Origin of the sequence: Kribbella yunnanensis (genome assembly GCF_039529655.1) — a bacterium.
In the GTDB taxonomy this organism is placed as follows: Bacteria; Actinomycetota; Actinomycetes; order Propionibacteriales; family Kribbellaceae; genus Kribbella; species Kribbella yunnanensis.
Genome location: NZ_BAAANF010000029.1, coordinates 1 through 13,204 on the forward strand (window position 1 = coordinate 1; position 13,204 = coordinate 13,204).

Here is a 13,204-nt window from a genome sequence, read left to right on the forward strand (position 1 = left end):
GCCCCGCGCCGCTCACCCCTCGCCCCCGCGCCGCGCCCCGCGCCACCCCTCGCCCCCCCGCCCTGCCCCGCCCGCGCGGCGACTTGAACGGATAACCCCGCGGGTTGCCCCTTCTCCCCACTTCACCAGGCCTGAGAAGGGGCAACACGAGCGGATATCCGGCTCTCTTGACCCTTCCGTGGGTAGTCGGCGCGTTTGGCAGACCGGCGGGCGGTTGCGATCGCCGGGGTTTCGGCCGGGGGTGATCGCCGAATGTGGGGAGTGCGTGGCCGACTGAAAGAACTCTGCTGCTGGATATCGATTTCTGGCGGCAATCTCCTTCCACTCGACGCCTGGCCGGCTGGTACCGCGCGGCGAGCGAAGCCACCGTGCAGTACCTGCGCGAGTGGGGAGTCGGCGGGAGGTTGGACACAAGCGCAGGTCCGCTGCGGGCAGTCGCGCGGTCAGGTAGGTCTCGGGGCGCGCCGACGCGACACAACTCGGGGGTGCATACCCCGCGCGGGGGCCTTGAGCAGGCATGCGTTGTTCAAGGCCGCCATGTCCTGTTCACACCCCCGGCAACTGCTCGGTGCGGCTGTGCCGAACCACCCACGGATAGGTCAGAAGAGCCGGAGACCCTTGAAGTCGCCCCGCGCCGTTTGAACGGACTCCGGTCAAATTGCGGGGGCGAGGGCGGCGGGGAACGGGGCGGGTGGTGGTTGTGTGGTGGGCGTGGGTAGGTCCGCGGGCCGGTCTGGGGACCGGCTGCCGCGGTGGGGTGATGGGGTGGTGGACGGGTGGGTTGGTGAACCCCAGGGTGGTGGGGTTTACGGTCCGGCTGTGGGGGTGGTGTTGGTGCCCCAGGGGTCGGGGTAGTTGGGGGCCAGGGCGGCGAGGTTGGTGCGGAGGGCTTCGCGGGCGGCGGCCAGTCCAGGGTTGGGAAGGGTGCTGGCGGCGGGGAGCCGTTCCGGTTGCTGGTGGGTTGGGTTGCTGTGGACGCCGCCGAGGCCACTCCAGCCAGCACTGGCACTGCCGACACCGGCACTACGGTCGCTGCCGTCACAGTCGTCGCTGGAGTTGTGGGTGTGGGCGGGCGTGACCCAGCCGATGACCTCGGCGAGTGCGGCGGGATCGGTGATGGGTGGCGGGTCGGCCCATGACGGGCGGGTGACCTGGACGCCGTCTGCCGTGATCGACAGCGCCCACTGACCGTCATGGACCGCGCGATGGTGAAAAGCGCACAGCAACGCAAGATTCTGCAGACTGGTCGGACCTCCGGCGGCCCAGTGGATCAAGTGATGGGCGTGACACATCCACGGAGGTGCCTTGCACACGACGCAGCCTTTGTCGCGTTTGTTCAGGGCGCGGCGGATGTAGCGGTTCACGAACCGTTGCTCGGTGCCGACGTCCAGGGGCTGGGAGTCTCCACCCAGGACGATCGGCAAGACCGCGGCGTCGCAGGCGAGGAGCCGGACGGCGCCGGCGGACAGGTTCCCGCCGAACACCAACTCACCCACCCCGCCACGCCCGCTGGTCGCACCGACCCCGTTCGTGTCGGCGCCGGTTGTGCCGCCGAAGGCGGCTGGGGCGGCGGCGAGGGTGGCTTTGAGGTCTTCGAAGTCGATGGTGACCGTCAGGTGCGGGACGCCGGGAGAGTCGGGGTTGCCGGCGGCGCGGTCCAGGATGATCTTCAGCGCGTCGGCGCCTCGCTGGTCGGCCGTGCGTGGGTCGCGTTCACCGTCGACGGTCTTGTGTGGCTTGGACAGGGTATGGAGCTGGGTCTTGAGCAGCTCGGCATAAGCACCGGCCACGAACCCGCTGATCTTCACCCCGTCCTCGGTACGCCGCAACCGCACGAACTCCTTCGCGCGGGCCTGGTCCTCGGCCGGTTCCGGACCGTCGGTATCCAAAGTAGACAGAACCTTGTGACCGAACCTTGTGAGTTCGCGCGGGTTCGTGATCCGGGCCGCTTCGACCATCTGCTCCTCGGCCACCGTCAGGGTCTCGACCGGGACGGTCGCGGGGGCTTTCTCCAAGGTCTTGACGATGACCTTGGCCTGGTCGGGAGACACCACCGCGGGCCGCGCGGGGTCGGCGGGGTCGGGCAGGGCGGCGGTCACGGCCGGGTACTTGTGCAGAGCCCCGGCGAAGGCGAGGTCTTTGCGGACCTCGACCGGATCGATCCGGTAGCGCTGCGCCACCAACTCGACCGTGTCACGGGCACCCAACTCCTGGGCGGTGCCGATCTCGTCGAGCCGGCCCATCAACTGCAGCTCGCAGGTCTTCACCAAAGCGGCGATGGCCTTCATCCGGTCCAGATTGGACAGCAGTTCGCTGCCACTCTGCAGATACACCGGGGGCATCACCAACATCTCCATACTCAAGAGCTTAGACACAGCCACCGACAGTTTTCGAGCCCAGAACCCCTTATTTACAAGGGATGTGTGGGCTGTTTGGGGGCTGGTTGCGCACTCAACTTGCCCACATCTCGCCGCCCGGCGGGCGGAGATTCAGAAACCCTCAAAAGTGGACACCCGTCCCACTAGGTGGTCCGGGGGTTTCGGGGCGGTGGGCGGGGGTGTCACCATGCGAGGGTTGGTATACCAGGAGGCGCGTTCCGTTCGATGAGCCTTGCCAGTTATCCCGCGGTGACGGTTACTGCGATCGCGATGTCGCAGGAACGGGACGAGCTGCGTGGTATCAGTCGCGTACAGTGGGCGGCTCCTCACGGTGGGTTGGAAGACAGCTCGATCGACGATGTCATCCGCTGGATCGAGCACAGTGCCGGTATCGCCTACGTCCGCGCGCCGGACGGGGGTCGTGGACCTCGGATCCGCGTCGTCGATGCCAACCCGCAGCGGTACATCAGGAGCAACCCGGACGACGAAGCGGCCGACGCGTTGCTGACCTTGCCGCGCCTTGACCGCGTCACACCTCCCACTCGACCGTCGAGGTCCCGCAGGGCCGTTCGACAGCCAGCCTGGCCCTGGAGCATCGCAAGGCGACCCGGACCTGCTACCTAGTCACGCCTGACCGTCGCCTGTGAGTTGACTCATAGGACGTCACAAAGCGGCGGGCCGCGGGGTCATGTGGGTAGCTGCGGATTGCAGCTGAGGGCTCTGTGGCGGGAGGTCGGCTGATGCGCCGCTGGTTGGACGGGTTGCGGGGGAGGGTTTTCCCCGATCACTGGTCGTTGTTGTTCGGGCAGATCGCGTTCTACAGCTTCGTGATGGTGACGATCAGCGGTTTGGTGCTGATGGTGCCGTACGAGCCGTCACTCGATCCGGTCGTGTACGACGGTCCGTACGCGCCACTGCGTGGGGTGACCATGTCGCGGGCGCTGGACTCGACGCTGGCGATCAGCTTCGAGATGCGTGCGGGGTTGCTGGTGCGGCAGGTTCACCACTGGGCGTCGCTGCTGATGGTGGCCGCGATCATGCTGCACCTCTTGCGCCTGTTCTTCACCGGTGGATTCCGTCGGCCGCGGCGTACGAGCTGGGTCGTCGTGTTCACCCTGTTCCTCGTGATGCTCGGCGCAGCCCTCACCGGTACGTCGCTCCCGGACGACATGCTGTCGGGATCGAGTCTCGCGGTCATCGACGGCGTGGTGAAGTCGATCCCGTTCATCGGCGCGGAGATCTCGTCGCTGATGTTCGGCGGCCAGTTCCCGGGCGACGTACTCGCGCTCTTCTACCCCCTGCACGCGTACGTGCTCCCCGCCGTCATGGTCGGGCTCTTCATCGCCCTCGCGGTCCTCGCACTCAAGCACCGGCCCGCGCAGTTCGAGGGCCCCGGCCGGACCAACGACAACATCGTCGGCCGCCCGGCAGTCGTGGCTGCGGTGAAGGGCGCCGGTCTGTTCGCGTTCGTCGCCGGCGTCTCGCTGCTGATGGGCGCCACGGCAACCATCAACCCGATCTGGATGTACGGACCGGCCGACCCCGCGGACGCCTCGGCAGGCATCGGCCCGGCCTGGTACCTCGCCTTCCTGGACGGCGCGCTCCGGCTCGCCCCGGGGTGGGAGGTCGAGCTGTGGGGGAGGACCCTCACCCTCGCCATCCTGCTCCCGGTTGCCCTCTGCACCCTGTTCTTCATCGTGCTCGCGGCCTACCCGTTCATCGAGGACTGGATCCTCGGCGATCGCAAGGACCAGAACCTCCTCGAACGCCCCCGCAACAACCCGACCCGCACCGGCATCGGCGTGGCCGGCATCGTCTTCTACGGCGTCCTCTGGGCAGCCGCAGCCGCCGACACCCTCGCAATCACCTTCCACTGGTCGTTCAACACGCTCATCCGCCTCTTCCAGGTGCTCCTGATCATCGGCCCGCCGATCGCGCTGGTAATCACCCGCCGCATCTGCATCGGCCTCGAGCGAGCGGACCTGGACCTCGCCGAACACGGAGTGGAGACCGGCCGAGTCGTTCGCCTACCCAACGGCGGTTACGCCGAGGACCATCGCACCCTCACCCCCTACCGCCGCTGGGCCCTCGCCGGCCACACCCACGCCGTACCGGAACCTCCAACAGGCTTCAGAATCTCCCTGGTACGGCGCCTCCGCTTCCGCCTAGCAACGCTTTTCGACGCCCCCTCGCACCCCAGGTAGTCGGCTCACAGGACGGTTTGGTTCCCGGCGCGTGGCGCTGCGATCGTCACACCTCTCTCGGGGAACACGGCTGCGGTACCGGTCGTCAGCGGTGATGTATCGCTGTCCCGAGAGGAACGCTGATGATCACCTCAAGATCCCGTGCCGTCCTTGCCCTGGTGGTGCTGGCTGCCGCGGGTTGTGCCGGTCCGGCAGGCACGACCGCGCCGCCGTCCGAGCAGGCTGCGACTTCGGCTCCGGCCCGTACGAGCTATCCGCTGACGATCGACAACTGCGGCGTACCGCAGACGTTCGACAAGCCGCCGTCGCGCGTGGTGATCCTGAACGGTACGTCGGTGGGCGAGGTGGAGAGCTTTGTCCTGCTCGGGCTGGAGAAATCGGTCCTGGCGAACGGTCAGTCGTACGGCGTTTCCGACGATCCCGGGATGGTCGCCAAGGTCGCGGCGCTGCCGAAGGGCGGGGTGACGATGAACAAGAACTTCGACATCCCCGCGGAGCAGATGCTGGCGCTCAAGCCGGACTTGGTGATCTCGACCTGGGCCGGGGGATTCGAGGCCACCAACGGGTTTGCGACTCGGGAGCAGCTCGCCGCGGCGGGTGCGCGGACGATCGTGAACCCGGTCAACTGCGCCTACGGCAGTCCCAAGGCACGTCAGACCGACAAGGATGCGTACGCCGCTCAGGGCATCGAGTCGTCGTTCGGATTCCTGCGCCTGGTGGGCCAGATCTTCGACGTGCAGCAGCGTGCTGCCGATGTGGTGTCCGACCTTCGGGGACGTGTTGATGCCGTTCGCGAGAAGGTCAAGGGGGCCGACCCGAAGAAGGTCGTGATCATGTTTCCTGGCATGTCGATGATGAACGAGAACGGCCTGCCTGCGGTGATGACCGGGGGGATCTACGACGACGTGATCAAGGCGGCCGGTGGCGTGAACGCGTTCGAAGGGCAGTCGTCGGACTCGACGCGGACGATCAATGCCGAACAACTGGCCGCGGCGAAGGTCGACGTACTGGTGATCGGCGCTTTCACGCCCCAGGAGAAGCCGACTGATGACGCCGCGCGGATCCTGAAGCAGTTCCCGCAGTGGAACGCGGCGAAGACGAACACCTTCACCACGGTGGCCGACGGGGTGTATCTGGGCCCGCTGAACGCGCACGCCGTCGAGAAGATCGCCAAGGCCGCACACCCGGACAAGTTCTGACCATGGGGCGACCGGCTTTGCGTAGCAGCAGCGTGGTGTTGACCGTCCTGTTGCTCGGTGCGGTGGTTGGCTCGGTTTCGTTGGGCACGGTGACGTTGCCGCTGGACGAGGTGTGGGCCGTGGTCGCGGGTCACGTCGGTCTCGGCGACGGCACAACGAACGTGCTGTACGACCAGATCGTGTGGACGATCCGCGTGCCCCGGGTACTACTCGCGGCGGTGGTGGGTGCCGCGTTGAGTGTCGCAGGCGTTGCTCTGCAGGCGTTGATCCGCAATCCGCTGGCTGATCCCTACGTCCTGGGCGTGTCATCGGGTGCGTCGCTCGGCGCGGTGCTGGTGATGGGAGCCGGCCTGGCCGGCCTGACCACGACGGCGGGTGCGTTCGTCGGGGCGACCGTTTCGTTGCTGGCTGTCTTCGTCTTGGCGCAGCGCTCGGGTCGGCTCACCGACAGCCGGCTGGTGCTCGCGGGAGTGGCGGTCAGCTATCTCGCGATGGCCGGGACCAGCCTCGTTCAGCTGCGGGCCGAGCCGACGCAGGTGCGCGGCATCCTGTTCTGGCTGATGGGCAGCGTGGCTGGCGCGGACTGGAGCAAACTCGGTGTGCCGACCGCGGTCATGCTGGTGGCCGCCGGTTATCTCGTCCTGCAAGGCCGTGCGCTGAACGCCCTGGCGATCGGCGATGACGACGCGGCGGCGCTGGGAGTCGACGTACAACGCCTGCGGATCGTCCTGCTCCTCGTCTCGTCGTTGCTCACGGCAACTGCGGTGGGCGTTGCAGGCGGGGTCGGGTTCGTGGGTCTGATGATCCCGCACGCCGCCCGGCTGGTCGTCGGCTCGGATCATCGCAAGCTGTTGCCGGTAGCAACCTTGGCAGGCGCGGTCTTCCTGGTGCTGGTCGACCTCGCCACCCGGATCGTGGACCGCCCCAACGAGTACCCGATCACGGTGTTCACCGCGGCTCTCGGGGCCCCGTTCTTCTTGTGGCTCTTGCGCTCGTCCGGGCGGGAAGGTGCGCTATGAGACTGCAGTTGACCGGCGTCGGCGTACTGGTCGACCAGGCTTCGATCCTGGCCGAGGTGGATCTGACGGTGGAGCCGGGGGAGTTCGTTGCCCTGATCGGGCCGAACGGATCCGGCAAATCGACGCTCCTGCGAACGGCGTACCGGGCGTTGCGGCCGACCAGCGGACGGATCCAGCTGGGTGACGACGACGTCTGGCAGACCCCGGCCCGCGAGGTCGCCCGACGACGAGCGGTCGTCACTCAGCACCAGACCGCGGTCACCGAGTTCACGGTGAGCGAGATGGTGGCGATGGGCCGCTCGCCACACCAAGGTCTACTGGACCGCGAGACCCGCCAGGACCGGTTGCTGATCGCGGATGCACTGCGCCGCGTCGGCCTGGCCGATGCCGCCACCCGCCTCTTCAGCACTCTCTCCGGCGGCGAGCGCCAACGCGTCCTGATCGCCCGCGCGGTCGCCCAGCAAGCTCCACTGATCATCCTGGACGAGCCGACCAACCACCTCGACGTCCGCGCCCAACTCGAACTGCTGGATCTGGTCCACGGCCTCGGTGTCACCACCCTGGCCGCCCTCCACGACCTGGACCAAGCAGCCGCCCACGCCGATCGCGTAGCCGTCCTCGACACCGGCCGCCTCGCGGCCTGCGGCCCACCCGCGGAGGTCCTGACGGCCGAGCTGATCGAGAAGATCTTCGGCGTCCGCGCCCACATCGGTCCCCACCCCCTCCACGGCCGGCCGCACATCGCAGTCGCACCCCTGATTCCTTGAAATTTGGAGGCGACTGCTGGTGCGGGCGTGTGACGATGCCGTCATGGGAATTGTGCTGCGGGTAGCGACGTCGGATGACCATGACCAGCTGTGGACTCTGTTCGCCACGGCGATGATGTTCGACAGTACGTCGTCCGATCTGGACCGGGAGCTGTTCGAGCCCGAGCGTGCCTTGGTGGCGACGGACGGCGACCTGGTGGTCGGTACGGCGAAGGCTCTGAGCCGGGATCTGTCGGTTCCGGGTGCGGTGGTGCCGGCGGCGCATGTCACGGCGGTCGGGGTTCAGGCGACTCACCGGCGGCGGGGCATCTTGTCCAGTTTGATGAGCCGGCAACTGCGCGAGGCGCCGGAGGCGTTGGCGGTGCTGTGGGCGAGCGAGGCCGCGATCTACGGGCGGTTCGGGTATGCGGCGGCGGCCTGGAACGTGTCGTACGAGGTCAACCCGCACAGGGTCTTGCCGACTCCCGGGCCGCGCGGCGCTGACCGCGTCGAGGAGCTGACCGCGGAGGACGCCGCCGTACAGCTACCTGCGTTGCTGCGGGCCTTGCAGGAGAGCCGGCCTGGGGTGTCGGGGCGGTCAGAGCTGCTCTGGCGCAAGCGGCTCCAGGACAAGCCCGAAGATCGTGGCGGGGCGACCCCACGGAAGATCCTGGTCCATCGTGACGCCACGGGCGCTGTGGATGGGTATGCGCTCTGGCGCGGCAAGATGAGCTGGGTCGCCGAAGGGCCGGCCAACGAGGTGGTTCTGGAGGAGCTTGTCGCGGTCGATCCGATCGCCTACCACGCGCTGTGGCATCACGTGCTGACGCTGGATCTGGTCGGCAAGATTCAGTACAACCACGCTGCACCCGACGAGCCAGTGCAGCAGTTGGTGGCCAACCCGTCCGCTCTCGTCCGCCGGGTCGGCGAGTCGCTGTGGGTCCGGCTCACTGACGTCAGCCGCGCCCTTGCGCAACGCCGTTATGCGACCGCTGTGGACGTCGTACTGGAGGTGACCGATGACCTCATTGAGCACAACAACGGACGGTTCCATCTGACCGGTGACCTGCAGAACGCGACCTGCGGACGTACTGAGGCCGCCGCTGACCTGTCTCTGTCGGTGCGCGAGCTCTCCGCCACCTATCTCGGCGGCCGGTCCTTGGGGGAGTACGCCGCGACTGGCAAGGTCACCGAACACACCCCGGGCGCGCTGGCCGCCACCGCGGCCGCGTTGGGCTGGCCGACCGCTCCGAAGAGCATCGAGATCTTCTAGCTGACCAGTTGCGGAAGCTGGCTACAAGTGGACAAGGTCCGGCGCGTCTGAGCTGAGAAGCTGAGCCATGCGCACGAAACCGACGATGGCGGCCGCGCTCCTGACGGCCGCCGTTCTCCTTCTGCCCGGTCTTCCCGCCCACGCCGCGACGGCGACCGTCACGGTCGACTTCACCAAGCCGGTCACCACCCTCGACGCGAACGACTATGGCCTCGACATCACCGGCTATGGCAACCAGCACTACATCACCAACGACTCCAAGCACCGAGAGAACCTCCGCCGGCAGCGCTTCGGCGTACTGCGGATGGAACTCATGTACGACGCCAACGGCAAGCTGGTGTGTGGCGGTTCGTACTGCGATACCGCTATCACCGGTGACGCCTGGGTCGCGGCGATCCGCGAACTCGGCGCCGAACCGATGCTGATTCTCCCCGCGGACGGACGCCGGTCCGCTGCCGAGGACCTCGCCGACGCTCAGAACATCTACCAGCACTTCAAGGCGACCGGGACGCCGGTGCGCAAGTTCATCTACGGCAACGAGCATGACAACGGCGGCAACCCGAAGAAGATGACCGCTGACGAATACAGCGCTCGCTACAACCAGGTACACGACGCGTTGCATGCACTGGACTCCGCCGTACAGGTGGGCGGGCCGGCGTTGGCGTCGTACGAGCCGCAGTTCGGTACGCCGTACATGGACACGTTCCTGTCCGTGTCCGGGAGCCGCGTCGACTTCATCGACTACCACGACTATGGCGCCGGGTATGCGCGGTACACCCCCGAGGAACTCCTCACCACGGTGATCGACAGCTACCGCTCCGACATCGCCGACCTCAAGGCCCGTATCGCCAGGCTGACCGGTCGGGACGTGCCGATCCAGATCGGCGAGTGGAACATGGACTACTCCGATCCCGACGGCACTCTGATGCTCTCGCACCTCGCCACTGTCTGGGGCGCGGCAGCGCTCGGCACGATGCTGCAGTCCGGCGTCGCCACGCTGTTGTACGGCGACAAGAACGGCAACGCCGCGAAGAACACCGGCCTGGGCATCACCAGCACCGAAGGCGAAGGCGGCATCCCGGTCAGCGATCCGACCCCGATCTACCACGGCCTGGGCATGTTCACCGGCGAAGGCCTGTTCCGCCACTTCGGCGCGACCATGGTCACCACCACCTCGAGTAACAACCTGCTGCGCGCCTTCGCATCAACCGGCGCCAAGAACATCGTCCTGGTCAACGCCGCCACCACGGCGACCACCACCACGCTGAACCTGACCGGCTACTCGGCCGACACCGCACAGGTTTGGCAATCCACCGAAACGGCTGGGACCCCACAGCAGACCCGCACACTGCCGATCGCCAACCGCACCGCAACCCTCGCCCTGCCCGCGCGTTCGGTCACGACCCTCGTTCTTCCCTGACAGTCAGAGCAGCGTCTCGACCAAAGCGCGTGCCTGATTGGCTGGGCCGTCGATGCCGAGCGCCTGGACGGACGCATAGGCACCCTCGAAGATCAGCGTCAGATGCGTCGCCAGCCGATCCGGGTTGTCTGAGGTCAAATCCTTGGCCAGTACGGCGAACTGGTCGTGCACCCACTGCTTCATCCGGACCGCCTGCTGGTGACTCGCCGTCGTTCCGTCCGGGAACTCGGTGAGCACCATCAGGAACGGGCAGCCCCGGCAGACCTCGGGCTGGAGCATCGCGTTCTGCTCGTCGAAGAGCGCCAGCACGCGCTCGCGCGGATCGTCGCCGCCACGATCGAGTGCCGACCGGAACCATTCGCGATAGGCCTCGTGCGCGCGCTCGACGTACGCCGCGATCAGGTCGTCCTTGGAGGCGAACAGCCGGTAGAGCGTGGTCGGCGCGATACCGGCCTCGGCGGCGATCCGGTCGACGCCGATCGCCCGGATGCCCTGCCAGTAGAAGAGCTCGTGCGCGACCGCGAGCACGTGCTCACGCGTCTCGGCGGAACTTCTGCGGGTCGTCACAAGCTCCAGGGTAGCAATGTTAGGGATCGTTCCCTATCGTCTATGTTAGGGATCGTTCCTGATTGATGATGAGAGTAGGGAATCGATATGAGCTTGCAGGGAAAGACAGCGCTGGTGACCGGCGGTTCGCGGGGGATCGGGCGTGCCGCGGCCGAACGGCTGGCGGCGGACGGTGCGCGAGTCGCGGTGCACTACGGCACGAACGAGGCGGCGGCGAAGGAGACGGTCGAGGCGATCACGGCAGCGGGCGGTGCGGCGTTCGCCGTACCGGCTGAGTTCGGGACGCCTGGTGCCGTCGACGCACTCCATGACGGACTCGTCGCCGGGCTGGACGGCGCCGGCCTGGACATCCTGGTGAACAACGCCGCGATCGTCGACTACGACGACAACATCCACGACGTCACGCCCGAGGCGTTCGATCGGCTGATCGAGATCAACGTGAAGGCGCCGCTGTTCCTCACTCAGCGGGTGCTGCCGTTGATCCCGGACGGCGGCCGGATCGTGAACGTGTCGTCCGGCGTCACCTGGTTCGCCCAGCCGGAGATCACCTACGGGATCACCAAGGGCGCGCTCAACGTCTTCAGCCGGTCGCTCGCGCGCACCCTCGGCCCGCGTGGGATCACCGTGAATGCCGTGTCGCCCGGTATCACCGAAACCGATATGAACGGCTGGCTGCAGGACCCGACCTCCGCCGGCCGCGTTGCCGCCATGGTTGCCCTCGGTCGCCACGGTCAGGCTCCGGACATCGCCGATGTCATCGCGTTCTTCGCCTCCGCTGACGCCCGCTGGGTCACCGGCGAGGTTCTGGAGGTCAACGGCGGTCTGTGGCTGGGGCCGAACGAACGCTGACGCCTTAAGAGGTGGCCCCGTAACAAGCCCGCATGAAACTCAGGAAGGATGCCTGCAGGCCGGTGGCGTGGGTTTCCTCGAGTACGGCGGCTGTGAGGGTCACGCCTGTCTCCGAAGCGCGCAGGCTGTCGATGAGCTGCGCGCTTCCGCGACCGAGCATCCGGTAGATCGGCAGCTGTCCGGTCAGCTCGACGTCGTTCAAAGTCACGTGTAGCCGCGTGCCGCTCAGATCAGGCTGGGCGTCGGCGAGTTTGAGAACGGTGCTGTCGAAGGATGCGACACCCGGGCTGCCCGCTCCGTACTTCGAGAACAGCGGGGATCCGCTGAGCAAGGCGTACAAGGTGAACAGGCCGCCGTACGAGTAGCCGAAGAGTCCGTGGCCGGTCGGGGCAACGCGGTACCGGCGACACACTTCCGGATGCAGTTCATCCGTGAGGAAGGTGAGGAAGGCGTCGGCGCGGGCGGTCGCGAGCTCGGCGAGGTAGGCATCAACCTCCGCCTGGGTCATCGCTCCTCTCTCGACGGCCAGGTCGAGCGTGGATCGCATGTCCGGAGGGAGCGGCTCGCCCGGCGGGACGAGGTCCCGGTTCCGAACCCGGCTCCAATCGTCGGCTTCCGCGCCCGTGTAGCCCACGGTCACCTGAAGGTACGGCGCGATCGGCAACAGGACATCGCTTTGCATCACGGCCAAGGGCGCGGTCTGCCCGACACTGAAGTTTCCGTCGGTCACGTAGAGCGCCGGGTAGCGCTCCTCGTCGTCGGCGTAGTTCGGCGAGGTCGTCACCCAGATCCCGAACCGCCCGCCGACCGCCGCCGAGTCGATCTCGAAGTAGTCGGTGTTGCCGAGGATCTGCGCTACCGGGATCTGCGTCAAGAGTCGTCCTTGTCTGTGCGAGCTGAACTAAACAGTGGTGAGTTCACTGTCGGTTACTGTACTCAACAGTGGTGAGGACAGCAAGGGAGGCACGATGAGATCGGCTGCCGGTGAAGGGCGCGAGCGATTGCTCGAGGCGTTGTTCGACGAGTTCGGCGAGAGCGGTCCCAGCCCGAGCCTGTCGATGCGCCAAGTCGCCGAGCGGCTCGGCGTGCACCACACGCTGCTGACCTACCACTTCGGATCCCGACCGAGCCTCCTCGGCGCAGTGCTGTCGGAGGCGCGCCGCCGCGACAACCTCGTGATCGCCGAGACGGGCGACGAGCTCGGATTCGTTCCGCTGTGCAGGGCGATCTGGGACTTCTATTCGGACGCCGCCCACGAGGATCGAATTCGTGCCTTCTTCCACCTGGTCGGACTGGCCGTCTACGAGCGCGACGCCTACCAGAGTTTCGTCGCCGGCCTCGACGATCTCGTTCATGCCCTCGAAGCGGCAGCACGTCGCGACGGAGACACGGCAACGGAAGCAAAGCAGCGGAGCCTCATCGCCGTCTCGTGTCTGCGAGGACTGCTGCTGCAGCGCTTGCTGACCCCGGAGGCCGAGGTCGACGACGCGGCCGAGCGCCTCATCGCATCCTTGACGACCCTCCGCAGCTAGCCGGGCGATGACCGAAG

General features: G+C 67.1%; 11 protein-coding genes. 8 read left to right on the plus strand and 3 right to left on the minus strand.

Features of this window, described 5'->3' with window-relative positions; all coding sequences use genetic code 11:
• Positions 1-806: 806 nt before the first annotated feature.
• Positions 807-2,357 (minus strand): HNH endonuclease signature motif containing protein, encoded by a 1,551-nt coding sequence (locus tag ABD231_RS39100; RefSeq protein ID WP_344164462.1) that lies wholly within the window; start codon positions 2,355-2,357, stop codon positions 807-809.
• A gap of 761 nt (positions 2,358-3,118) precedes the next feature.
• On the opposite strand from ABD231_RS39100, the gene qcrB reads away from it, so the two are divergent.
• From qcrB to ABD231_RS39130, 6 genes are all read left to right on the plus strand, one after another.
• Complete coding sequence (gene qcrB / locus ABD231_RS39105) at positions 3,119-4,582, plus strand: cytochrome bc1 complex cytochrome b subunit (RefSeq protein WP_344164465.1); 1,464 nt, start codon at positions 3,119-3,121, stop codon at positions 4,580-4,582.
• Positions 4,583-4,704: 122 nt separating this feature from the next.
• Positions 4,705-5,781 carry an ABC transporter substrate-binding protein gene (locus ABD231_RS39110; protein ID WP_344164468.1) on the plus strand — a complete coding sequence of 359 codons (1,077 nt, stop codon included), beginning with the start codon at positions 4,705-4,707 and terminating at the stop codon, positions 5,779-5,781.
• Positions 5,782-5,783: 2 nt separating this feature from the next.
• The gene (locus ABD231_RS39115; protein WP_344164471.1) at positions 5,784-6,800 is read left to right on the plus strand and encodes a FecCD family ABC transporter permease; all 1,017 of its coding nucleotides are present in this window, start codon (positions 5,784-5,786) and stop codon (positions 6,798-6,800) included.
• Entirely contained in the window at positions 6,797-7,567 is a 771-nt protein-coding gene (locus ABD231_RS39120; protein WP_344164474.1) for an ABC transporter ATP-binding protein, read from the plus strand. The genes ABD231_RS39115 and ABD231_RS39120 overlap by 4 nt, the downstream gene beginning before the upstream one ends.
• 43 nt (positions 7,568-7,610) lie before the next feature.
• On the plus strand, positions 7,611-8,819 hold the full coding sequence (locus ABD231_RS39125) for a GNAT family N-acetyltransferase (RefSeq protein ID WP_344164477.1): 1,209 nt from the start codon (positions 7,611-7,613) through the stop codon (positions 8,817-8,819).
• A gap of 67 nt (positions 8,820-8,886) precedes the next feature.
• A complete protein-coding gene (locus tag ABD231_RS39130; protein ID WP_344164480.1) occupies positions 8,887-10,239 on the plus strand; it encodes a GH39 family glycosyl hydrolase in 1,353 nt (450 codons plus the stop codon).
• 3 nt (positions 10,240-10,242) lie between these two features.
• Here ABD231_RS39130 and ABD231_RS39135 read toward each other — a convergent pair whose 3' ends face one another.
• The gene (locus tag ABD231_RS39135) at positions 10,243-10,806 is read right to left on the minus strand and encodes a TetR/AcrR family transcriptional regulator (protein ID WP_344164483.1); all 564 of its coding nucleotides are present in this window, start codon (positions 10,804-10,806) and stop codon (positions 10,243-10,245) included.
• 87 nt (positions 10,807-10,893) lie between these two features.
• Here ABD231_RS39135 and ABD231_RS39140 point away from each other — a divergent pair, with 87 nt between their 5' ends.
• Positions 10,894-11,655 (plus strand): SDR family NAD(P)-dependent oxidoreductase, encoded by a 762-nt coding sequence (locus ABD231_RS39140; RefSeq protein ID WP_344164486.1) that lies wholly within the window; start codon positions 10,894-10,896, stop codon positions 11,653-11,655.
• A gap of 4 nt (positions 11,656-11,659) precedes the next feature.
• Here ABD231_RS39140 and ABD231_RS39145 read toward each other — a convergent pair whose 3' ends face one another.
• Positions 11,660-12,529 carry an alpha/beta hydrolase gene (locus ABD231_RS39145; protein WP_344164489.1) on the minus strand — a complete coding sequence of 290 codons (870 nt, stop codon included), beginning with the start codon at positions 12,527-12,529 and terminating at the stop codon, positions 11,660-11,662.
• Between the two features lie 94 nt (positions 12,530-12,623).
• Between ABD231_RS39145 and ABD231_RS39150 the strand changes: the two genes are divergently transcribed.
• Positions 12,624-13,187 (plus strand): TetR/AcrR family transcriptional regulator, encoded by a 564-nt coding sequence (locus ABD231_RS39150; RefSeq protein WP_344164492.1) that lies wholly within the window; start codon positions 12,624-12,626, stop codon positions 13,185-13,187.
• Positions 13,188-13,204: the final 17 nt, after the last annotated feature.